Here is a 20,855-nt window from a genome sequence, read left to right on the forward strand (position 1 = left end):
CCGCGCGGCTGCCGTTTTCTCTGTGCGCAACCGTACCAAAATGACATGCTGACCAGTTGGCAACTACTCCCCGTTTGCAAGTCCCTGGCGCCACAGACTGCCCGCCTGGTCGAACAACGGCAGCCGGCTGTTGAAGGCGGCGCCGGTTGGCGCCAGTTGCAGCCAGGCCATGGTGGCGTGCGTATCGACAGCCGCTGCGGCATTCGTGGCAGCGGCCGCCGGGGCGCGCCCCTGCCGCATCCACGCGGCGACGTCGGCATAATGTTGCGGGTGGCGCTGCTGGGTCCATGCCAGCGCCACCAGGTCGGCGAAGCCCTCTTCGCGCCGGGTCTGCTGCAGGGTTTGCGCAGGCTGGGTGCCGCCCTGGGCGAAGCCGGAAGGCGTCTGGTGCCAGGCGCCCTGTGCGTAACGCCAGCAGTGGGCGATCTCGTGGGCGAACATCGCTTCGATCATCAGGGCGCGCCGCGCTTGCGGCACGCTGGCGAGGATGTCTTCCGCATGCGCATTGCCGCGCAGGGACAGCACCAGCTTGCAGCGGCCGTCGTGGTAACCGAGCGCTACCGGCACGTCATTGGCGTGCGCCTGCGGTTGCACGGTGATATCGACGGGCAGCCGGAGCTCCTGCTTGGCGTAATTGATCACGGATAAACCCGCCGTCAGCCAGCGGGTTTCCATCGAGGTCAGCTCGGCGGCAAAGGCTGAGCTGCAAGACAACATCAGGAGAGGGATGAGTGTGCGCTTGATCATGGTGGCGATGTCCTTGATCAAAACTGTAGCACGATGAGAGTAATATTTATTGCTCTGTGGAAGGTCTTACAACACTAAATTATTACGTAGGCAGAGTTGAATGATTGTGGAACTGGAACCCCAAAAACCTTGGGGTCGGACTCTGTACAGGGTCCGACCCCGGGTGGCAGTGCGGGGTTACTTCGCCAGCAGGCTGTTGGCCGTCTTGAACTGCGGACGGATATCGTTGGGCACCGACTTCATCTTGTCGAGCGCCTTTTGCACGTCGGGACGGATCACCACGTACTTGGCCATCATTTCCTTGGCCCGCGCATAATCGCCGGTCGCCTCGATCATCAAAAACTCGCGGTCGAGATCCTTGACCGCGTCCTTGATCTTGGCAAAATCGACCGAGAAGGTGCCGTCGCCGTGCGACACGAAACCGCCCTTGTCGAGCAGGTAGTTGACCTGGATCGCCATGCCGCGCGCGTGCGAATCGGTCAGCCCGAAGTGCAGCGTACGGAAGGCCGACGCGAGGAACGTCGTGTACAGCTTGCGCTCGGCCGCCTCGCCCTGCCCCAGCGTGTTTTTCAGCTGGCCTTTGCCCATCATCACGTCGAGCACGTACAGGCCGGTGATGTCGGCCTTGGCTTCCTCGATGGTGGAATAGGTTTCCTTCAAATCCTGGCGCGGCGTCGATTCCTTGCCGTCGACGGTGGTGGCGTGGGGACCGAGGCCGTGGGTGATTTCGTGCGCCAGGATGTGGGTGAAGAACGAGTCGAAATCGACGTCCTTCTGGTCGGCGGCGCGCAGCACCAGTTTCGAGATCGGCGTGAGCGTGGCCTTGAATTTCGCTTCCTGCACGTTCTTGAGCATCACGCGCTTGGAGCCGCGCTGGCTGATGATGCGCTCGTCGTTGGGCAGGTTGTACGCGGCAGTCTGCACGCCCATATTGCCGTCGCCGGCGCCGTACACCTGGTTCACCACCACCATCGGCGCGATCGCGCCCACTTTCGGGTTGCGGTACTGGGCGTCGATCGGCAGGCTGTCTTCCAGTTCCTGCATGTGCTGGGCGAAGAAGTCGAGTTTTTGCGTCTCTTTCTGGTCGCGGATATTCACATACGCTTCGAACGCGGCCTTGTAGCCATACAGTTCGTCGTTATAGGTCTCGTACGGGCCGATGGTCACGTCCACCGGCGCATCGAGATCCATCCACGCAAAATCGGACGCCAGGTAGTCGTTGCTGAGGAAGGCGTCGGCGCGCAGGTCGAGAAATTTTTTCAGCGAGGCGTTGTCGGTGGCGGCAGCGGCCTGCTTTAGCAGCGCGGCCGCCTTTTCCAGTTCCGGCTTGTACTCGACCGAGTACGGCACGGTAGTGAACTGGCCGCCGGCGTTGCGACGGATTGCCGTGAAGAACCACTGCGCCTGCGACTTGTCGATGCCCGGCAAGGCGTTCATCCAGGTGTCGAGTTGCGCCTTGCTGGCGTCGTCGGGATAGAAGCTGCCGCCTTCGGGCTTTTTGGCCGGAATCTTGATGGCGCCGATTTGCGCGGGCAGGAACGACTGGTGGTCGTCGAGGATCGACCACGGGCCCTTGTTGAGCCAGAAGTAATCGAGACGCGCCTTGCCCAGCGGCGTGGTGTCTTTCTTGAGCGCGGCCCACAGCGCTTCGTTGCCGGACCAGCGCTGGCGCAGTTGCAGCACGTCGATAATCTTGGCCGCTTCGATCAGCTTGACGATGGCGCGCTTGTCGCCGGCCGACAGCTTGCTGGTGTCGGCCGTGAGCGCTACCGGCGCGTAGCGCTGACTCATCTTGTTCAGGTCGGCGATGGTGGCCGGGCTGGAATAGGCGCTGGCGCAGGCAAAAGCCATGGTCAGCGGGAGCAGGATTTTTTTCATGCGAACCTCGGGTGGAGTGAGGCTGATATTGTAAGCGAGGGCTGGGATCCCCGCCTGCGCGGGGATGACGGATTACCAACCGATGGTGCCAGATACGGCAGCTGGCATTCGATTCGTCATCCCCGCGAACGCGGGGATCCATGGACAACGCGATCACTTGGCAATGCTTACCGCCGCCAGCTGCGCCGAGGGCTGCCAACCAGCACCGAGGGACCGCGCCACGGCCACCGTCGCCAGCAAACGCTGGGTATTGATCTGTACCGCCGCGCGGTCGGCCGCCAGCGCGCTGCGCTGGGCATCGGTCACGTCCAGGTAAGTGGACACACCACGCTCGTAACGCGCGCGCGCCACCAGGTAGCCGCGCGCGGCTGCCGTTTGCGAGGCCGATTGCGCTTCGCCCTGCAACTGGCGTTCCTGCACATCCGACAGCGCGTCTTCCACTTCGCGCAGCGCCGTCAGCAGCCTGGTTTCGTGGTTGGCCACCGCTTCTTCGTAGCGCGACTTGGCGATCGCCAGGTTGGCCTGGTTGCGGCCACCGTCGAAGATCGGCAGCGACAGCGCCAAGGGACCAACACTGAACTGGCGCGCGCCGCTCTCGCCGATATTGCGCAGCGCTTCCGACGCATAACCGAAGTTACCGGTCAGCGATACCGATGGGTAGAACGCACCTTCGGCCACGCCGATCTGCGCATTGGCCGCGCGCAGGGTCGCCACGCTGGCGGCCAGGTCAGGGCGCTGCGACAGCAGGCTGGCCGGCAGGCCGACGGGAATGGCCGGTGGCGCCGGCAGCACCGCCGGGGTGGCGGTAGCGGCAGTGAGCATCGCCGACGGCGATGCACCCACCAGCGTGGCCAGCTGGTGCTCGACCAGGTTGCGCTGGCGCTGCACTTCGTGCAGGTCGGCCTTGGCATTGGCCAGCTCGATGTGGGCGCGCGAGACGTCCAGTTCATTCGACAGGCCGGCGTCGAAACGCGCGGTGACCAGCTGTTCGCTCTCCTGGCGGGTGCCCAGCGCGCCATTGAGGATCGCCATTTCGGCATCGAGCCCGCGCAGCTGCCAGTAGGCGGTAGCCAGTTGCGACGACAGCATCAGCAGCACGCCGTCGCGGTCCGCTTCGGCAGCCAGCGCCTGCGCATCGGACGCTTCCACCAGGCGGCGCACGCGGCCCAGCAGGTCGAGCTCATACGAGAAATTGGCGCCGACCGCGTAGTTGTTGCCCTTGATCGAACGGCCGCCCAAGGCGATGCCCTGCGAGGTTTCGGCCGAAGTGCGCGAATTCGACACCGACGCACTCACGCCCACCGACGGACGCTGATTGGCGCGCGACAGGCCGGCCTGCTCCTGCGCCTGCACCAGGCGCTGCGCCGCCGCTTTCACGCTCGGGTTGTCGCGCAGCGCGGTCTCTTCGAGGCGGCTCAGGACCGGATCGTTGAACACGGTCCACCACTGCGCCGGCAGATGCGCCGCTTGTTGAACACCTGTGGTGCCGGCTTGCGGCAGGTGACGGAACGATGCGTCCTTGACGTTTTCGGGCGTGCCGAAGTCGGTGCCGACGGTGGCGCAGCCGGAGAGCGCTGCGGTAATGGCTACAGCGAGCGCGACGCGCTGCAAAGCTGAATGAAACATGGTATTACCTCACAAAATTTTTAGATTAGTGCCCGCCGCCACCGCCACCCGAAGGGGCTTTGACCTTGTCCGAGAACCACAGCACGCCGATACAGGCAAACAGCACCATCGCCACCAGGAAGAAGCCATCGTTGTACGCCATCACGAACGACTCGCGCCGCACGATGCCGTCGATCGCCTTGAGCGCCATGTTCGACGCCGTGGTCGAGTCAAAACCCTGGCCGATGAACGATTGCGTCAGCGCCGATAAACGTTCCTGCGTGGCGGCCGCGAAGCTGGTCACCGATTCGCCGATGCGCTGCGAATGAAAATGCTCGCGCGACGTCAGGGCAGTAGCCAGCAGGGCGATGCCGATCGAGCCGCCCAGGTTGCGGGTCATGTTGATCAGGCTTGAGGCCGATGGCATGTCCCTGGGCTGGATGCCGTTCATGGCGAAGTTCGACAGCGTCAGCATCACGAACGGCTGGCCCAGCGCGCGCACGATCTGCGACAGCAGCAGCTGGTCATAGCCGGTGGTCGCGTCCATGTAGGCATTCATCAGGCACGAGCCGCCAAACAGCAGCAGGCCGAACGTGCACAGGATGCGGTTGTCGACCTTGGACGACAGCTTGGCCACGAACGGCATGATGAACAGCTGCGGCAGGCCGGACCACATGATCACTTCACCGATCTGCATCGGCGAATAGCCGGGAATCTGGCCCAGGTACAGCGGCAGCAGGAACGACGAACCGTACAAGCCCATGCCCATCGCCATCGACAGCGCGGTGGCGGCAGCGAAGTTGCGCTGGCCGTAGAGAGCCAGGTTCACAAACGGCTGCTTCTTCAAGGCGCTGTTGACCACCCAGCCCAAGAGGCCAAAGATCGCCAGCGCGGCAAAGGTGATGATGAACGACGAATCGAACCAGTCCTTGCTGTTGCCTTCTTCGAGGAAGATGGTCAGGCTGCCGAGGCCCACGGCCATGAAGAAGATGCCGCTCCAGTCGGCGCCGGACAACAGCGACGGCTGGAATTTTTCCTTGTCCAGGCCATAGGCGATACCGCCGATCAGCAGCAAGCCCGGCACCCAGTTCAGGTAGAAGATCGACGGCCAGCCATACAGCTCCGACAGATAGCCACCGAGCGTGGGGCCCATCGACGGCGCCAGCGTGGCGGTCAGACCGAAGATGGCCATGCCGGTGGCGCGCTTCGACGGCGGCAGCTGCGTCATCACCAGCGTAAACGCCATCGGAATCAGGGCGCCGCCAGTGAAGCCCTGCATCATGCGGAAGATGATCATGCTCTCGAGGTTCCAGGCGAAGCCGCACAGGGTCGAGAACAGCAGGAACAGCGCGGTGGTGCCGATCATGTAGTTACGGGTACCGAACACGCGTGTAAAGAGGCCGGTCATCGGAATGACGACGATCTCCGCCACCAGGTAGGCGGTGGCGATCCACGAGCCCTCTTCCTGGGTGGCCGACAGGGAACCGAGGATGTCTTTCAGCGACGAGTTGGTGATCTGGATGTCGAGCACCGCCATGAACGCGCCCAGCATGCCGGCGGCGATCGCGATCCAGGTGCGGGCCGAGACGTGTTCGCTCGGCGCTAGTGGAGCAGCAGGTGCAGCCTTCCCCGCCGCCTTGGCTGCCGGCGGATCGAATGTGGAACTGGCCATGATGTCGTTCCTTACTGGACCGTGGCCGGTGCGGCAGCGACCTTGCGCTCGGACTTGTTCTCGTCCTGGTGAATCGCCACTTCGGCGATGGCCGACATGCCCGGCACCAGGCGGCCATTGAGGGCCTTGATGTCTTCCGGCTTGAACACGATCTTGACCGGTACACGCTGGACGATCTTGGTGAAGTTACCGGTGGCGTTATCGGCCGGCAGCAGCGCAAACTGCGCGCCCGACGCTGGCGCAAAGCTCTCCACGGTGCCGATCAATTCCTTGCCCGGCATGGCGTCGATGGTGACTTTGACTTCCTGGCCCGGATGCATCTCGGCCAGCTGGGTTTCCTTGAAGTTGGCGGTCAGCCACACGTTGTCCTGCACGATGGCGGTCAGCTGCTGGCCCGGCTGCACGCGCTGGCCCACTTCGATCGAACGCTTGCCGATGCGGCCACCGACAGGCGCCAGGATGTGGTTGTAGGCCAGCTGCTGCTGGGCGTCCTTCAGTTGCACGCGCAGCACCGACACCTGCGCCTTGAGCACGTCGCGCGCCGATTCGGCGGCAGCAATCTGTGCACGGGCGGCGGCGGCATTGTCCTTGCGCGCGGCCAGGTCGGCCACGGCGCTGGCGCGGCCGGCAACGGCGGCGTCGAGTTCGGCCTTGGAGACGGCTTTCATCTGGTCGTTATACAGCTGGCCGAAACGGTCGGCGTCCTGCCTGGCGCGCAGCAGTTGCGCCTGCGATTGCGCCACTTGCGCGGTGGCCGAACTGGCCTGGGCTTTCACCTGCATGATCTGGGCATCGGCCTGCAGCACCTGCTGCTCGGCGCTGGCGATCTGCGCCTGGATCTGCTCGACCTTCACGCCCTGGTCGAACGGATCGAGTTCGGCGATCACGTCGCCGGCGCGCACAACCTGGTTGTCGTCGATGAGCACCTTGGTGACCACGCCGGAAATGCGCGCCGATACCGGGTGCACGTGGCCGGCCACGTAGGCGTTCTCGGTCTCGACGAAGTTATGGCTGCGATACCACATGCGGCCACCGGCGCCGATGGCCACCAGCGCGATGATGGCGGCGACGATCAGCACCTTGCGCTTGGACTTGGCCGGCGCGGCTGGCGCGTCCTGGGGTGCCTGGGCGGCTGGGGCTGATACTGCGGTTGGACCTTTTTGTTCTTGCTGTTGTGGGCTGGACATGCACTGCTCCGAAAATAATGAAAGGGGATGAATGCATTATTGGACGGTTTCCATTGGAAGTCAAGAAATGAAACGATTGCATTTCATTTTGGTTTGGACTAGCATGGTGCCATTCGATATCAAAGATAGCCATGAAAAAAGACAATATTGTTCTCGAAGAAACACTCGACTGTCCGGACGCCGCGCCCAATGATCCCTGCTTCGGCAAATCGGCCGGTCGCCCACGCGCGGCCGACAAGGAAGCGCGCGAACAGGCGCTGGTGCATACCGCCGCCCGGCTGTTCCTGGACAACGGTTACAGCAAGGTCAGCCTGGAAATGATCGCCCGCGAAGCCCACGTGGCGGTGCGGACGATTTATGTGAAATTTGGCGGCAAGGCCGGCTTGCTCAGCGCAGCCATTACCCGCGGCCGGGCCAGATTCTTCTCCGACATGGCCAGCCTCGAAACCGACACCCGGCCGATGGAAGCGATCCTGGGCGATTACGCGGTGCGCTTCCTGGAGCTGGTGTCGCAGCCGGCCTTTGTCAACCTGCACCGCATGGTGGTGGCCGAGGCCCGCACCACGCCCGAGCTGGGCGAGACGTTTTACGATGCCGGCCCGCGCAAGTCGCGCGAGCAGCTCGGTAAGTTTTTTGCGCGCCCCGACATCAAGCCACTGCTGCGCACCGACCTGCCCCACGAATTCCTGGCAGTGCATTTTGTGAACTGCCTGATGGGCGACACCATGAGCCGCATGCTGTTTCCACCCGATGCCCCGCCGACCAGTGCCGAGATCCGCCGCCATGCCGCACAAGGGCTCGACCTGTTCCTGCGCAGCGTGGTTCTTTAGACACCAAAGGTCTGTACAACTTTGCCAATTGATCTATACTAATCCTTTACAAGGAGTGCATATGAGCAAAACAAATAGACTGGACTGGAGCCGACAAGTAACGCTCATGAACGAGCGCATCAAGAGCTTCCAGGCCAATCCGGGCGAACAAGAGCTGGAAGCCGTGATCGAAGAATTGAAGGCCTACGCCGAAGCGGCCCGCAACGGCGGTATCGAAATTCCGGCGCGTTTTACCGTCAACTAACGGCCACCTGGCCTGTCCGCGCAAAGCGCCGACCACGTGATCATCCGCCCCCTGCGACCAGACGACGCGCCAGCCTTGCTGGCATTCGAACTGGCCAACCGCACGTGGTTCGAGCAGCATGTGGCGGCCCGCGCACCCTCGTTTTACTCCCTTTCGGGCGTTACCGCCCACATGTCGGAATATCTGGCCCTGCACGACCAGGGCGCCATGCTGCCGTGCGTGCTGGTCGATGAAGCGGGTGCGATCGTCGGCCGCGCCAACCTGCGCCATATCGACCGCGTAGCCGGCACCGGCGAAGTGGGCTATCGCATCGCCCACGATGCCGGCGGCCGTGGCCTGGGCAGCCTGGCGCTGCGCCACCTGCTCCACGCCGCCCGCCACGACTACCACCTTCAGACCATCGACGCCTGGATCACCGACACCAACCCCGGCTCGCAACGCATCGTCGCAAAGCACGGCTTCGTGCGGCTCGACCTGGCGCCGCAGGCTGAAACCTGTGGCGGCGAGCAGCGGTGGGCGTATGCGTGGCGTTGCGTGCTGGCGCCTGCTGGCGACGCCACCTCATAAAAAAACAAAAGCCGCCCGGCTTGCACCGGGCGGCTCCATCTTGCACCTGCCAGAAAATTATTTGCGCGACTGGGCCACCAGCGCGTCGAGCACTTGCAGCGTGGCGGCGGTCAGTTGCTGGCGCGGGATGCCGGGGTTGGCGGCGTCCACCATCGACGGGTTGGTCAGGTAGCGGCCGTTGACGATGATGGTCGGCGTGCTGTTGACTTCGTACGCAGCTGCCACGCGGCCGGCGTTTTTCAGGCGGGTGTTGATCGCGAACGAGTTATACACGGCCAGGAATTTTTCCTTGTCGATACCGTTCTTGACCGCCCACTCGACGTTGGCGTCGTCGCTTTGCAGGCGCTTGCGTTCCACGTGCCAGGTTTGCAGCACCTTGGCGTGCAGCTGCGACTCGAGCTTCATCGCTTCGAGGGTGAGGAACAGGTGCGCTTCCGGATCTTTTTCACCGGTGAGCGGCAAGTGGATGCGGCGGAAGCTGATGTTGTCGCCCTGCTTCTTGACCCAGTCCAGCATGGCCGGCTCCAGCGCGTAGCACGCCGGGCAGTGGTACATGAAGAACTCGATCACTTCGACCTTCTTGCCCTCGGCCTGGACCGGCTGCGGGTTTTTCAGCGTGGTGTACTCGGCGCCGCTCTTGGGCGCGGTGGGCGTAGCGAAAGCGGTGCCGGCAAACATGGCGGCAACAGCGGCAGTAACAGCGGCGGTCAAGAAAGTACGACGGAGCATGGTTATCCTTTAAAAAAATCTGCAGGGGGAATATACCAGCTTCCGGCGCGCCATGGCGGCAGCGCAGCCGCAATTCACACTAAGCTACAATTGCTCACACTTGCTTACCTTTGACGCTACCTCAGCGCCGTCCAACGCCTACCGGAACCTCCATGAAAATAGCGCTGTGCTCATCCGCCCTGCTGGCATTGGCAATGTCCTGTGCCCACGCCGCCGAACTCTCGCCCGTCGAGCAGAACATCGTCGCCGCCATCAAGGCCCGTTCGCCCCAGGCCCTGCAACTGCTGGAGCAATCGGTCAACATCAACAGCGGCACCATGAACCACGACGGCGTGCGCGCGGTGGGCAAGCTGTATCGGCAGGAACTCGACCAACTGGGCTTTGCCACGCGCTGGATCGACATGCCGCCAGCCATGCGCCGCGCCGGCCACCTGGTGGGCACGCGCGAGGGCAAACAGGGCAAACGGCTGCTGCTGCTCGGCCACCTCGACACCGTGTTCGAAAAGGACAGCCCGGTGCAGCTGTGGCAGCGCAACGGCGATCGCGTGCGCGGCCAGGGCGTCAATGACATGAAGGGCGGCGACGTGGTCATCCTCGAAGCGCTGCGCGCCCTCAAAAGCGCCGGCGCACTCGACAACACCACCATCACCGTAATGTTTACCGGCGACGAAGAAAGCGCCGGGGAGCCGATCGCCACCTCGCGCGCCGACATGGTGGCAGCGGCCAAGCGCAGCGACATCGCCCTCGCTTTCGAAGGCACCATGCGCGACCAGGATGGCAAGGATACCGGCACCATCGGCCGCCGTTCGTCGTCGTCGTGGGAGCTGGAAGTGAAAGGCAAGCAGGGCCACTCGAGCACCATCTTCACCGACAAGGCGGGCTACGGCGCCGTGTACGAGGCGGCGCGCATCCTCGACGGCTTTCGCCAGCAGGTGATCGAACCGGATCTCACCTTCAGCGCGGGACTGATCCTCGGCGGCACCGATGCCAGCGTGGACGAAGCGGGCACGAAAGGCCAGGCCGCCGGCAAGACCAACGTCATCGCCCGGACCGCGCTGGTGCACGGAGATTTACGCTACCTGACGTACGAACAGCGCGACCGCGCCCATGCCAAAATGCGCGCCATCGTCGCCCAGAACCTGCCGGGCACCAGCGCCAGCATCAGCTTCCGCGACGCCTATCCGCCAATGTCGCCCACGCCGGGCAACCTGGCGGTGCTGAAGGTGTATTCGCAAGCGAGCAGCGACGCCGGCCTGGGCGCCATCCCCGCCCTGCCCCCGGGCCAGCGCGGCGCCGGCGACATCCAGTTCGTGGCCTCGATGGTCGACAGCCTCGATGGCCTGGGCGTGACCGGCAACGGCGCCCACTCGCCGGACGAAGACCTGGAAATCGCCTCGATCGAACGGGCCACTATCCGCAGCGCCCTCCTGATCCACCGCCTGACCCGATAGTGCGCCTGAAAACCTCCATAGCTGCGTTGCAGCTCCTCGCCGTACTCTCGTACTGTCTTCCTCGCAGCGCCTTGCTCTGAAGGTTTTCAGTCGCCCTATACATGCCCGGGGCGGGCTTCCAGGCCGTCGATATTTTTCATCAGCGCGATCAAGCGCTTGGCGCCCAGGCCCAGCGGACGGTCGTTTACCCACACCACGTCCACCCACAGGCGCAGCTGGTTGCTCATGCTGGCGAAATCGATCACCAGCAGTTCGCCATCGGCCAGCAGCGGCGCCACCAGGCGCCGGGGCAGGAAGGCCCAGCCGATGCCCGCCTGCACCAGTCCCAGCGTGGCCTGGTGGCTGTCGGTGCGCCACAGCTTGCGCGACACCAGCACCCGCTTGTCCTCCTGGTACGCGGCGCGGCTGACGATGGCCACCTGCCGGATATCGACCAGGTCCTCGAGCCGGAAGTGGCCATTGCGCTCGCGCGCTGCCGGATGGTGCGGCGAGATCACGGCGACCAGCACCTCGCTGCCCAGCTCCTGGAAGCTCTCGCGCTCATCGACCTGCGGCCGGTCGTAGAGCAGCGCCAGCTGCGCGGTACCGTCGTGCAGCATGCGCCTTGCATCGGCCTGCGGCGCCGACAGCACATCGACTTCCAGCGACGGGAATTCGTCGGCCAGGCGCGCCAGCGGTTCGCCCCACGCAGCCGACAGCAGCTCGGGCGACACCGCCAGCGTCAAGCGGCGCTCGAGCCCCTGGTGCAGCGACAGCGCATGCGCCTGCAGCCGGCGCATCTGGCCAGCCATGTGGCGCGCCTCCGCTTCCAGCGCACGCGCCATGTCGGTGGGCACCACCGCGCGCGAATTGCGCTCGAACAGTTGCAGGTCGAGTTCTGCCTCGAGGTTGGCGATCGCCATGCTGACGGCCGACGGCACCCGGCCGAGCGCGCGCGCGGCGGCGGAAAATGAACCGTGGTCGATCACGGCAAGGAACAGGTCGACGTTATCACTGGAAAAGGCCATGCGTCATGCTGTCACAAAAACTGATAGCTGTCGACTTTTACTATCAGACTACTTCAACTATCATCGCTCAATTGATGTTTGAAGGAATCTATCATGCAGGGATTGAAGCGCAAGATTGTGTATGTATCGTTGTTCGAACTGTTCGCGGTGGCGCTGACCACCACCACCCTGATGCTGCTGGCCGGCAGCAGCGGCGCCCATGCCAGCGTGGCGGCCGTGGCCTCGTCCACGGTCGCCGTGATCTGGAATTTCATTTTCAATTCGATGTTCGAAGCATGGGAAGCGCGCCAGACCAAGAAAGGCCGCAGCGTGGCGCGGCGCATCGCCCACGCCATCGGCTTCGAAGGCGGCCTGGTGGCGTTCCTGGTGCCGCTGTTCGCGTGGTGGCTCGAGATCTCGCTGTGGCAGGCGTTCATCGTCGACCTGTGGATCGTGGTGTTCTTCCTGGTGTACACGTTCCTGTTCAGCCTGGCGTTCGACCGCATCTTCGGCCTGCCCGCCTCGGCCCAGGGCGGGCAGCCGCAAGCGGCGTGATTATTTGGCGTATTTGGCCGACACGCGCCAGATCTCGCCGGTAACGTCGTCATCGACCAGCAGCGAGCCGTCGTCCTGCACCACCACCGACGACGGCCGGCCCCACACTTCCTTGTCGCTGACGACGAAGCCGGTCATGAAGTCCTGGTATTTCCCGGTCGGCACGCCATCCTGCATGAACACCCGCACCACTTTCGAGCCGGTGCGGGTGGCGCGGTTCCAGGAGCCGTGCAGCGCCAGGAACACGTCGCCCCGATACTGCTGCGGGAAGGCGGCTTTGGCGTTGGCCGGTGCGTCGTACATGATCATGCCCAGCGGCGCCGAGTGGGCCGTGAGCAGCAGGTCGGGCGCCGTGACTTTTCCTTGGAGGTCGGGGCGCTGGCCCTTCAGGCGCGGCTCCTCGTGGTTGCCGAGGTAGTGCCACGGCCAGCCGTAGTGCGCGCCGCCCTTGACGCGGGTGAGGTAATCGGGCGGCAGGTTATCGCCGAGCATATCGCGCTCGTTCACGCTGCACAGCAAGTCGCCCGTGCGCGGATACAAATACATGCCCACGCAGTTGCGCAAGCCGGTAGCAAAGGTGCGCTTGTTCTTGCCATCAGGGTCGAACGCCAGCACCACCGCGCGGTCCAGCTCCGAACCCCAGGCCGCGCCCAGGCCGTGCTGCGCTTCCCACTGCTTGAGCGGTTCAGGTGGCGTGGGGCCGATGCCCTCGGCCACGTTGGACGCCGAGCCGATCGACAGGTACATGGTCTTGTCATCTTTGGAAAACACCAGTGTGCGCGAGGAGTGGCTGCCGGTCTCCGCCGTCAGCGTGGGCACCACCACCTCGGCCGGCGCGCCGGCCACCAGGTCGCCGTTTCTGTACGGGAAGCGGATGATGGAATTGACGTTGGCCACGTACAGGTACTGCGGGTTCGGTCCCGCCGGCCAGAACGCGAAACCGAACGGCCGATCGAGCTGGTCGGCGAACACGCTGATCTTGTCGGCGGTTTCGCCGGTGCTCGACCTGAATACCTTGATCAACCGCCTGGTGGTCGATGAAATGAAAATGTCGCCGTTCGGAGCCTTGGCCATCACGCGGCCACGATCGGGGTCAAGCGCCCACAGGTTGACCGCGAACTGGTCCGGCACCGATGGCAGCACGCCCTGCGGGCGCGGCACGGTTTTCGGGTTGTTGCCGGCGCTGGCACTGGCGAACGGCGGCGGCAGGTCGGCCATGCGCACTTCGTGGATGCGTCCCGGCTGGTCGGCGCTCCAGTGTTCTTCCTTGCTGGCGTTGTTGGCGGCATTGTTGGCGGTGGCATTAGCAGCGGCAGGTGCTGTCGCTGCAGTCGGCGCGGCAGCCTTGCCCTTGGTCGTGGCCAGGTACGCCACCAGCGCCGCGCGTTCGGCCGGTTGGGCGACCGCGATCGGCATCGACGTGCCAGGCGCGTAAGCGGCGGGGTCTTTCAGGAACAGCTCCAGCTCTTTGGCGCTCCAGCGCCGGTCTTTTGCTCCGAGTGCGGTCAAGGCATCCGAGTAAGAAAAGCCCGGCACACCGGCAACCTTGCGTCCGACCACGTTGAACAACGGCGGGCCGGCCAGCGTGGCCATGTCGGGCGCGGCGGAATGGCACATCGCGCAGTTGTTCTGGAAAATACGCTTGCCGTCCAGCAGGGCGGCTTGGGTGGTGGTCGCCAGGGCAAGCATGGCAACGGCAGACAGGAGTCGGAGCGGGGTGGCGGAGTGCATGGCTGGCCTCAGTGTGCGGATAGCCATGCTTTCATATTTCGCCGCGCTCGCCTACCGAGCGCATGGCTTTAATCAGCAACATGATTGCGCCTTTTTTGAATTACGCCATCCGGAATCGCGCCTTGCACCAAAAAGGCGGAAAATGGCGACTTATCTCATTTTTTCACCATCATTATGTCCACCACCATCACCGCGCCTTGGCGCCCTCCCTCCAACATCAACCCCGGCGCCTTGTGGACCGCATTGGCCATCGTCGTGCTGGGCGCCTGGTACCTGGGCCAGGCGGTCGGCCCACGCCAGTCCGCGCTGTACATTGTCGGCGCGCTGCTCGGCGTCACGCTCTACCACGCGGCATTCGGCTTCACGTCGGCGTGGCGGGTGTTCATCGCCGACGGTCGCGGCGAAGGACTGCGCGCGCAGATGATCATGCTGGCCGTGGGCGTGGCGCTGTTCTTCCCGGTGCTGGCGGCAGGTTCGCTGTTCGGTGAGCCGGTCAAGGGACTGGTGGCGCCTGCCGGTACCTCGGTCGTGGTTGGCGCCTTCATCTTCGGCATCGGCATGCAGCTCGGCGGCGGCTGCGCCTCCGGCACGCTGTACACGGTGGGCGGCGGCAGCACCCGCATGATCGTCACGCTGCTGGCGTTCATCGCCGGTTCGCTGGTGGGCACCGCTCACATGCCGTTCTGGACGGCACTGCCGCAACTGGCGCCGATCTCGCTGGTCAAGTCGCTGGGCGTGGCGCCCGCGCTGGCCCTGAACTGGCTGGTGTTCGGATTGATCTTCGCCGTCACCGTGGTGGTGGAAAAGCGCCGCCACGGCAAGCTGGTGGCCGCCCACGTGCAACCGGACCACACCGCGCGCTGGCTGCACGGCCCATGGCCACTGGTCGCGGGCGGCATTGCGCTGGTCCTGCTCAATTTCGCCACGCTGGCCCTGGCCGGCCGACCGTGGGGCGTGACGTCCGCGTTCGCCCTGTGGGGCGCCAAGGCTGCCACGCTGGCCGGCGTGGACGTCGCCAGCTGGACCTACTGGTCGGCGCCAGCCAACGCCGCTACACTGAACGCGCCGGTGATCGAAGACGTCACTTCGGTGATGGACATCGGTATCGTGTTCGGCGCCATGCTCGCCGCCGCCCTGGCCGGGCGCTACGCGCCGGTCTGGCGCGTGCCATTGCGCTCGCTGGTGGCGGCAGTGGTGGGCGGCCTGCTGCTCGGTTACGGCGCGCGGCTGGCCTACGGCTGCAACATCGGCGCCTACTTCAGCGGCATCGTCTCGGGCAGTCTGCACGGCTGGCTGTGGCTGGTGGCGGCGTTCATCGGCAATGTGTTCGGCACCAGGCTGCGGCCGCTGTTCGGGCTCGAGGTGGAGCGGGTGAAGCCGACGGCTTGTTGAGATAGCGCCTCAGGGATTGCTGTCCCGCTGGTCGAGATCGATCATCACCAGTGCCCAGATTCCGCCAACATATTGAGGGTCAGCCTGCAAGTCTCCAATCTTGCTCTGGCCGATCTCCACCGGCTCTCCGAGTTCCACCAGGGTTTCGATATGGCAGGTGATCGCTTCCTTGACGTTTTTTAGCGCATCCTCGACCGTATCCCCCCACGAGTGCACCCCTTGAATGTCAGGAACGCTCACCCCGTACACGCTGCCTTCGTCTTTGAAAATCACGATCGGGATATCCATGGTAGCTCCGTATTTTCCGCTAACTTTTTAACGCAATTCAGACCGGCCTTTTTGTTATGATTGGATGATGCGGGCCAAGCGCTGCGCAGGCATGTGGCACTTCCTCGATGATACAACCAACGGCAGCGGCTATCGGCAGGAGCAGCCATTAACGGAACGGCGTGTGAAAAATATCCAGATTATTGATGGTGCCGATAACGCCGCGTATGACATCTTCTCCGCAACCGAAGAAGAGTTTTCCCTGATTTTTCCTGACGGGACGGATGTAGCCTTTATCGATGAGGTCTATCGAAGCCAGCCCTCGACTATCCTCGATGCGGCGCTCACGGAAATCTGGACGCGTCGCGTGCCCAAGCGTCTGGCGATGGGCATCCACGGCATACTCTTCTACGATTGCGAGCGCAAGAAAATCTACTATCCCGGCCGCCGCGACGAGGAAGCAGTCAATCCATGCGGTGCGCCATTACGCTAACGCTGCGTGGCAAAGGGGAGCAGCGGCACCAGCAATTGAATGGAAAACACGATGCAAGTTCACGAATTCCGATGCTTCGGAGAACAGCCCGGTGACGGCAACCCGGCCCTGGTCATCGCGGGCGACCGGTCGCAGCCAGAAGCACGCCAGGCCTTTGCGCGCGAATGCAACACGACCTGCGTCTGGATCGACCCACCCGACGAGGCCGGCATAGTGGCCACCGTCGATTACTTTTATCCGCACACGCGCAGTCCGCTGTGCCTGCACGCCACCCTGGCCGTCGGTCAGCGCCTGTTCATGCAGCATGGCCAGGGTAACGAACTCACGTTGAAGACTGCGGTGCACGGCCAGCGACTTGGACTGGTACCCGGCGCCAACGGCGAGGTATTCGTGCGCCTTCAACAGCAAGATGCACCGCAGCCCGACGTGGCGCCCGAGCTTATCGGGACGCTGCTGGCCGCACCAGGTTTGGCGCCTCTGGCACCGGCACGCGTGTCGTCGATTGGCAGCCCCAAGCTGCTGGTCGAGGTGGCGGATGCGGCTATCCTGAATGGTCTGACACCGGATCTGCCGGCCATTCTTGCCTGGGGCAAGACTACGCGCGTCAACGGCATCTACGCCTGGTGCAAACTTGATGATGGCAGCTACGAAGGCCGTAACTTCAATCATCTCGACCCGGCATTGGAGGACAGCGCGACCGGGGTGGCGGCTGGCGCCCTGACCGCATTGCTCGGCCACGGTATCACGCTGCGGCAAGGACGGGCCACGGGCCATGCCTGCCTGATAGCGACGCATATCGATCGGGACGACATACTGGTAGGCGGTAGAGTACAGCTTGCCTGAATGATGGGTCGCTGCTCCCTGAGGCGCAGTGAACATCAAAAAAAATGCCGCCCAGCTTACGCTGAACGGCATCTCTGGCAATCCTGGAAGGGATGCTTGTTTTACAGCTTATTTCTTGCGCGGTGGCGGCAGATCGGTGCACGAGCCTTCGTACACTTCAGCGGCCATGCCGATCGACTCGCCCAGGGTCGGGTGCGGGTGGATGGTCTTGCCGATGTCGGTGCCGTCGCAGCCCATTTCGATGGCCAGCGCGATCTCGCCGATCATGTCGCCGGCGTGGGTGCCGACGATGGTGCCGCCGATGATGCGGTGGGTTTCAGCGTCGAACAGCAGCTTGGTGAAGCCCTCGGCGCGGCCATTGGCCACGGCGCGGCCGGAAGCGGCCCACGGGAAGTGGCCCTTCTCGACCTTGATGCCCTTGGCTTTGGCTTCGTCCTCGGTAATGCCAGCCCATGCCACTTCCGGATCGGTGTACGCCACCGATGGAATCACCTTCACATCGAAGTGCGACTTCTGGCCGGCGGCAGCTTCCGCTGCCACGTGGCCTTCGTGCACGGCCTTGTGCGCCAGCATCGGCTGGCCCACCAGGTCGCCGATGGCGAAAATGTTCGGCACGTTGGTGCGCATCTGGCTGTCGACCGGGATGAAGCCACGGTCGGTCACCACTACGCCGGCCTTGTCGGCGGCGATCTTCTTGCCGTTCGGGCTGCGGCCCACGGCGACCAGCACCAGGTCGTAGACCTGTGGCGCAGGCGCCGCTGCGCCGGCTTCGGCGGCTTCGAACGTGACCTTGATCCCTTCGGGCAGCGCTTCCACGCCGACCGTCTTGGTCTTGGTCATGATGTTGTCGAAGCGCTTCTCGTTGAACTTTTGCCAGACCTTGACCGCGTCGCGATCGGCGCCCTGCATCAAACCGTCCATCATTTCGACCACGTCGATGCGCGCACCGAACGTCGAGTACACGGTAGCCATTTCCAGGCCGATGATGCCGCCGCCGATGACCAGCATGCGTTTCGGGATCTGGCGCAGTTCCAGTGCACCGGTCGAATCGACGATGCGTGGATCTTCGGGCACGAACGGCAGCTTCACCACGGCCGAACCGGCAGCGATGATCGCCTGCTTGAACTGCACCACTTTCTTGCTGCCGTCGGCAGCGGTCACTTCGATGTGGTTGGCGCTGATGAACTGGCCCACGCCGGTGACGATTTGCGTCTTGCGTGCCTTGGCCATGCCGGCCAGGCCGCCCGTCATGTTCTTGATCACGCCTTCCTTGTATGCGCGCACCTGGTCGATATCGATGGTGGGCTTGGCAAAGGTGACGCCGGTCTTGGACATGTGCTGGGTTTCGTCGATCACCGACGCCACGTGCAGCAGCGCTTTCGATGGAATGCAACCGACGTTCAGGCACACGCCGCCCAGCGTTTCGTAACGCTCGACGATCACCGTGCTCAAGCCCAGGTCGGCCGCGCGGAACGCTGCCGAGTAGCCGCCAGGGCCGCCACCGAGAACCATCATGTCGCAATCGACATCGACCTGGCCACTGTAGCTGCCGCCGACCGGCGCCGGCGACTGCGCTGCAGCCACCGGGGCCGGAGCAGCGGTCGGAGCCGGGGCCGCAGCAGCTGGCGCGGCGGCGGCAGGTGCAGCAGCGTCGCCGGCAGCCGCGTCGATGACCAGCATCGCCACGCCTTCCTTGACCTTGTCGCCCACTTTGACCAGGACCTGCTTGACCACGCCGGCGTGCGACGATGGCACTTCCATCGACGCCTTGTCCGATTCCACGGTGATCAGGGACTGGTCCACCTTGATGGTGTCGCCGATCTTGACCATCACTTCGATCACTTCAACTTCTGCGAAGTCGCCGATATTCGGCACTTTCACTTCTGTGCTCATAGTCGCTCCTTACAGCAGAATTTTGCGCATGTCGCCGAGCACTTCGCTCAGGTACACGGAGAAGCGGGCGCCCATGGCGCCGTCGACCACGCGGTGGTCGTACGACAGCGAGGTGCCCATCATCAGGCGTGGCTGGAAGGCCTTGCCGTCCCATACCGGCTTGATCGATGCCTTGGACAAGCCCAGGATCGCCACTTCCGGCGCGTTGACGATCGGCGTGAAGTGCGTGCCGCCAATGCCGCCCAGCGACGAGATGGTGAAGGTCGCGCCCTGCATGTCGGCCGGCTTGAGTTTGCCGTCGCGCGCTTGCAGCGACAGTTCCGTCATTTCGCGGGCGATCTGCGAGACCGATTTCTGGTCGGCGTTCTTGATCACCGGGACCACCAGGCCGTTCGGCGTGTCCGCTGCGAAGCCGATGTTGTAGTACTGCTTGAGGATCAGGTTTTCACCCTTGGCGTCGAGCGACGAATTAAACGACGGGAATTTCTTCAGCGCGGCCACCGACGCCTTGATCACGAACGCCAGCATGGTCAGCTTGGCCGCGTCCTTGTTCTTGGCATTGGCGTTGTTGGTATCGACGCGGAACGCTTCCAGGTCGGTGACGTCCGCTTCGTCGAACTGCGTGACGTGCGGTATCTGCACCCAGTTGCGGTGCAGGTTCGGGCCACTGATCTTCTTGATGCGCGACAGCGGCAGCAGCTCGGTCGGGCCGAACTTGGAAAAGTCCAGCGACGGCCATGGCAGCACGTTGAAGTTGCCACCGCCGGCGTTCGACGACGCAGCACCGGCAGGAGCAGCCGTGGTGCCAGCCATCACGCCCTTGACGTAGTTCTGCACGTCGATCTGGGTGATGCGGCCTTTCGGACCCGAACCTGGCACCTTGCCCAGGTCCACGCCCAGTTCGCGCGCGAACTTGCGGATCGACGGCGAGGCGTGCGCCAGCTTGCCCGTTTGGACCGAGCCTTGCGACGCGGTTGGGGCGGCAGCGGCAGCAGCCGGTGCAGGCGCTGGGGCCGCACCGGAAGGAGCAGCAGCTGGCGCGGCGCTCGGTGCAGGAGCGGCGGCAGCAGGTGCAGGGGCAGCAGCGCCACCCGAAGCTTCCACCACGAACACGATCGAGCCCATGGCAACCTTGTCACCCACCTTGACCTTGACTTCCTTGACCACGCCGGCGTGCGACGATGGAATTTCCATGCTGGCCTTGTCCGACTCCACGGTCAGCAGCGACTGGTCCACCTTGATGGCGTCGCCCACCTTGACCATCACTTCGATGACTTCCACTTCCTTGAAGTCGCCGATGTCCGGTACCGCGATGTCGACCGGACCGGCCGATGCGGCTGGTGCCGGTGCCGGTGCCGGGGCAGAAGCAGCGGCTGGTGCCGGCGCAGCAGCGGCCGCAGGGGCCGGTGCAGGTGCGGCAGCAGCCGGCGCGGCAGCAGCAGCGCCCTCGCCTTCGAGCAGCAACAGCAAGCCGCCTTCGGCGATCTTGTCGCCGACCTTGACCTTGATTTCCTTGATCACGCCGGCAGCCGACGATGGAATCTCCATGCTGGCCTTGTCCGATTCAACGGTGACCAGCGACTGGTCCACCTTGATGGTGTCGCCGACCTTGACCATCAGCTCGATGACTTCCACTTCCTTGAAGTCGCCGATATCCGGGACTTTAACTTCCACAATGCTCATAGCGTTTGCTCCGTATTCTATTTAGTGTCAGGGGGCTCGTACAACCGTAGCGAGCGGCTTGTCATCGTCTCGAGTAGCGGAAGCGTACAGCGGTACGCTGAG

Annotated in this window: 19 protein-coding genes; 8 read left to right on the forward strand and 11 right to left on the reverse strand. The window is 63.9% G+C overall.

The window, feature by feature from the left end; translation table 11 throughout:
• Window positions 1–63 precede the first annotated feature (63 nt).
• From DUPY_RS16575 to DUPY_RS16595, 5 genes are all read right to left on the reverse strand, one after another.
• The gene (locus tag DUPY_RS16575) at window positions 64–747 is read right to left on the reverse strand and encodes a hypothetical protein (protein ID WP_070249589.1); all 684 of its coding nucleotides are present in this window, start codon (window positions 745–747) and stop codon (window positions 64–66) included.
• A gap of 177 nt (window positions 748–924) precedes the next feature.
• Window positions 925–2,625, reverse strand: coding sequence for a dipeptidyl-peptidase 3 family protein (locus DUPY_RS16580; protein WP_070249496.1), 1,701 nt, complete (start codon window positions 2,623–2,625; stop codon window positions 925–927).
• A 153-nt stretch (window positions 2,626–2,778) separates the two neighbouring features.
• Entirely contained in the window at window positions 2,779–4,251 is a 1,473-nt protein-coding gene (locus DUPY_RS16585) for an efflux transporter outer membrane subunit (protein WP_070249497.1), read from the reverse strand.
• A gap of 25 nt (window positions 4,252–4,276) precedes the next feature.
• Complete coding sequence (locus DUPY_RS16590; RefSeq protein WP_070249498.1) at window positions 4,277–5,902, reverse strand: DHA2 family efflux MFS transporter permease subunit; 1,626 nt, start codon at window positions 5,900–5,902, stop codon at window positions 4,277–4,279.
• 11 nt (window positions 5,903–5,913) lie between these two features.
• Window positions 5,914–7,089: an HlyD family secretion protein gene (locus DUPY_RS16595; RefSeq protein ID WP_070249499.1), complete on the reverse strand. Its 1,176-nt coding sequence runs from the start codon at window positions 7,087–7,089 to the stop codon at window positions 5,914–5,916.
• A gap of 131 nt (window positions 7,090–7,220) precedes the next feature.
• Between DUPY_RS16595 and DUPY_RS16600 the strand changes: the two genes are divergently transcribed.
• The 3 genes from DUPY_RS16600 (at window position 7,221) to DUPY_RS16605 (ending at window position 8,730) form a co-directional block, all read left to right on the forward strand.
• On the forward strand, window positions 7,221–7,919 hold the full coding sequence (locus DUPY_RS16600; RefSeq protein ID WP_070249500.1) for a TetR/AcrR family transcriptional regulator: 699 nt from the start codon (window positions 7,221–7,223) through the stop codon (window positions 7,917–7,919).
• Between the two features lie 61 nt (window positions 7,920–7,980).
• Complete coding sequence (locus DUPY_RS27975; RefSeq protein ID WP_141749579.1) at window positions 7,981–8,163, forward strand: hypothetical protein; 183 nt, start codon at window positions 7,981–7,983, stop codon at window positions 8,161–8,163.
• 36 nt (window positions 8,164–8,199) lie between these two features.
• The gene (locus DUPY_RS16605; protein ID WP_070249501.1) at window positions 8,200–8,730 is read left to right on the forward strand and encodes a GNAT family N-acetyltransferase; all 531 of its coding nucleotides are present in this window, start codon (window positions 8,200–8,202) and stop codon (window positions 8,728–8,730) included.
• 57 nt (window positions 8,731–8,787) lie between these two features.
• On the opposite strand, the gene DUPY_RS16610 is transcribed toward DUPY_RS16605, so the two are convergent.
• A complete protein-coding gene (locus tag DUPY_RS16610; RefSeq protein WP_070249502.1) occupies window positions 8,788–9,459 on the reverse strand; it encodes a thiol:disulfide interchange protein DsbA/DsbL in 672 nt (223 codons plus the stop codon).
• Between the two features lie 152 nt (window positions 9,460–9,611).
• Here DUPY_RS16610 and DUPY_RS16615 point away from each other — a divergent pair, with 152 nt between their 5' ends.
• On the forward strand, window positions 9,612–10,910 hold the full coding sequence (locus DUPY_RS16615; RefSeq protein ID WP_070249503.1) for a M20/M25/M40 family metallo-hydrolase: 1,299 nt from the start codon (window positions 9,612–9,614) through the stop codon (window positions 10,908–10,910).
• A gap of 95 nt (window positions 10,911–11,005) precedes the next feature.
• Here the strand turns inward: DUPY_RS16615 and DUPY_RS16620 are convergent, their stop codons facing one another.
• Window positions 11,006–11,917, reverse strand: coding sequence for a LysR family transcriptional regulator (locus DUPY_RS16620; RefSeq protein ID WP_070249504.1), 912 nt, complete (start codon window positions 11,915–11,917; stop codon window positions 11,006–11,008).
• Window positions 11,918–12,010: 93 nt separating this feature from the next.
• Between DUPY_RS16620 and DUPY_RS16625 the strand changes: the two genes are divergently transcribed.
• Complete coding sequence (locus DUPY_RS16625; RefSeq protein ID WP_070249505.1) at window positions 12,011–12,451, forward strand: PACE efflux transporter; 441 nt, start codon at window positions 12,011–12,013, stop codon at window positions 12,449–12,451.
• Here the strand turns inward: DUPY_RS16625 and DUPY_RS16630 are convergent, their stop codons facing one another.
• Window positions 12,452–14,140: a PQQ-dependent sugar dehydrogenase gene (locus DUPY_RS16630; protein ID WP_229255399.1), complete on the reverse strand. Its 1,689-nt coding sequence runs from the start codon at window positions 14,138–14,140 to the stop codon at window positions 12,452–12,454.
• A 216-nt stretch (window positions 14,141–14,356) separates the two neighbouring features.
• On the opposite strand from DUPY_RS16630, the gene DUPY_RS16635 reads away from it, so the two are divergent.
• A complete protein-coding gene (locus DUPY_RS16635) occupies window positions 14,357–15,574 on the forward strand; it encodes a YeeE/YedE family protein (protein WP_070249507.1) in 1,218 nt (405 codons plus the stop codon).
• A 9-nt stretch (window positions 15,575–15,583) separates the two neighbouring features.
• On the opposite strand, the gene DUPY_RS16640 is transcribed toward DUPY_RS16635, so the two are convergent.
• Entirely contained in the window at window positions 15,584–15,862 is a 279-nt protein-coding gene (locus DUPY_RS16640) for a type II toxin-antitoxin system HicB family antitoxin (protein ID WP_070249508.1), read from the reverse strand.
• A 91-nt stretch (window positions 15,863–15,953) separates the two neighbouring features.
• Here DUPY_RS16640 and DUPY_RS16645 point away from each other — a divergent pair, with 91 nt between their 5' ends.
• Both DUPY_RS16645 and DUPY_RS16650 read left to right on the forward strand, forming a co-directional pair.
• Complete coding sequence (locus DUPY_RS16645) at window positions 15,954–16,334, forward strand: DUF8220 family protein (protein WP_229255400.1); 381 nt, start codon at window positions 15,954–15,956, stop codon at window positions 16,332–16,334.
• 51 nt (window positions 16,335–16,385) lie between these two features.
• Entirely contained in the window at window positions 16,386–17,177 is a 792-nt protein-coding gene (locus DUPY_RS16650; protein ID WP_070249591.1) for a PhzF family phenazine biosynthesis protein, read from the forward strand.
• 108 nt (window positions 17,178–17,285) lie between these two features.
• Here the strand turns inward: DUPY_RS16650 and lpdA are convergent, their stop codons facing one another.
• Window positions 17,286–19,070 (reverse strand): dihydrolipoyl dehydrogenase, encoded by a 1,785-nt coding sequence (gene lpdA / locus DUPY_RS16655; RefSeq protein WP_070249509.1) that lies wholly within the window; start codon window positions 19,068–19,070, stop codon window positions 17,286–17,288.
• A gap of 9 nt (window positions 19,071–19,079) precedes the next feature.
• Window positions 19,080–20,753: a dihydrolipoyllysine-residue acetyltransferase gene (aceF, locus tag DUPY_RS16660; RefSeq protein WP_070249510.1), complete on the reverse strand. Its 1,674-nt coding sequence runs from the start codon at window positions 20,751–20,753 to the stop codon at window positions 19,080–19,082.
• Window positions 20,754–20,855: the final 102 nt, after the last annotated feature.

This window comes from Duganella phyllosphaerae (assembly GCF_001758785.1).
Classification (GTDB): domain Bacteria; phylum Pseudomonadota; class Gammaproteobacteria; order Burkholderiales; family Burkholderiaceae_D; genus Rugamonas; species Rugamonas phyllosphaerae.

What these genes read in the sequence shown, in the direction of transcription:
- DUPY_RS16585 (WP_070249497.1), bottom strand. Translation starts at nt 4,251, where the DNA reads ATGTTTCATTCAGCTTTGCAGCGCGTCGCGCTCGCTGTAGCCATTACC.
- DUPY_RS16575 (WP_070249589.1), bottom strand. Translation starts at nt 747, where the DNA reads ATGATCAAGCGCACACTCATCCCTCTCCTGATGTTGTCTTGCAGCTCA.
- DUPY_RS16640 (WP_070249508.1), bottom strand. Translation starts at nt 15,862, where the DNA reads ATGGATATCCCGATCGTGATTTTCAAAGACGAAGGCAGCGTGTACGGG.
- DUPY_RS16650 (WP_070249591.1), top strand. Translation starts at nt 16,386, where the DNA reads ATGCAAGTTCACGAATTCCGATGCTTCGGAGAACAGCCCGGTGACGGC.
- DUPY_RS27975 (WP_141749579.1), top strand. Translation starts at nt 7,981, where the DNA reads ATGAGCAAAACAAATAGACTGGACTGGAGCCGACAAGTAACGCTCATG.
- DUPY_RS16610 (WP_070249502.1), bottom strand. Translation starts at nt 9,459, where the DNA reads ATGCTCCGTCGTACTTTCTTGACCGCCGCTGTTACTGCCGCTGTTGCC.
- DUPY_RS16625 (WP_070249505.1), top strand. Translation starts at nt 12,011, where the DNA reads ATGCAGGGATTGAAGCGCAAGATTGTGTATGTATCGTTGTTCGAACTG.
- DUPY_RS16645 (WP_229255400.1), top strand. Translation starts at nt 15,954, where the DNA reads ATGTGGCACTTCCTCGATGATACAACCAACGGCAGCGGCTATCGGCAG.
- DUPY_RS16595 (WP_070249499.1), bottom strand. Translation starts at nt 7,089, where the DNA reads ATGTCCAGCCCACAACAGCAAGAACAAAAAGGTCCAACCGCAGTATCA.
- DUPY_RS16615 (WP_070249503.1), top strand. Translation starts at nt 9,612, where the DNA reads ATGAAAATAGCGCTGTGCTCATCCGCCCTGCTGGCATTGGCAATGTCC.
- DUPY_RS16590 (WP_070249498.1), bottom strand. Translation starts at nt 5,902, where the DNA reads ATGGCCAGTTCCACATTCGATCCGCCGGCAGCCAAGGCGGCGGGGAAG.
- aceF (WP_070249510.1), bottom strand. Translation starts at nt 20,753, where the DNA reads ATGAGCATTGTGGAAGTTAAAGTCCCGGATATCGGCGACTTCAAGGAA.
- DUPY_RS16630 (WP_229255399.1), bottom strand. Translation starts at nt 14,140, where the DNA reads ATGCTTGCCCTGGCGACCACCACCCAAGCCGCCCTGCTGGACGGCAAG.
- DUPY_RS16580 (WP_070249496.1), bottom strand. Translation starts at nt 2,625, where the DNA reads ATGAAAAAAATCCTGCTCCCGCTGACCATGGCTTTTGCCTGCGCCAGC.
- DUPY_RS16635 (WP_070249507.1), top strand. Translation starts at nt 14,357, where the DNA reads ATGTCCACCACCATCACCGCGCCTTGGCGCCCTCCCTCCAACATCAAC.
- lpdA (WP_070249509.1), bottom strand. Translation starts at nt 19,070, where the DNA reads ATGAGCACAGAAGTGAAAGTGCCGAATATCGGCGACTTCGCAGAAGTT.
- DUPY_RS16620 (WP_070249504.1), bottom strand. Translation starts at nt 11,917, where the DNA reads ATGGCCTTTTCCAGTGATAACGTCGACCTGTTCCTTGCCGTGATCGAC.
- DUPY_RS16600 (WP_070249500.1), top strand. Translation starts at nt 7,221, where the DNA reads ATGAAAAAAGACAATATTGTTCTCGAAGAAACACTCGACTGTCCGGAC.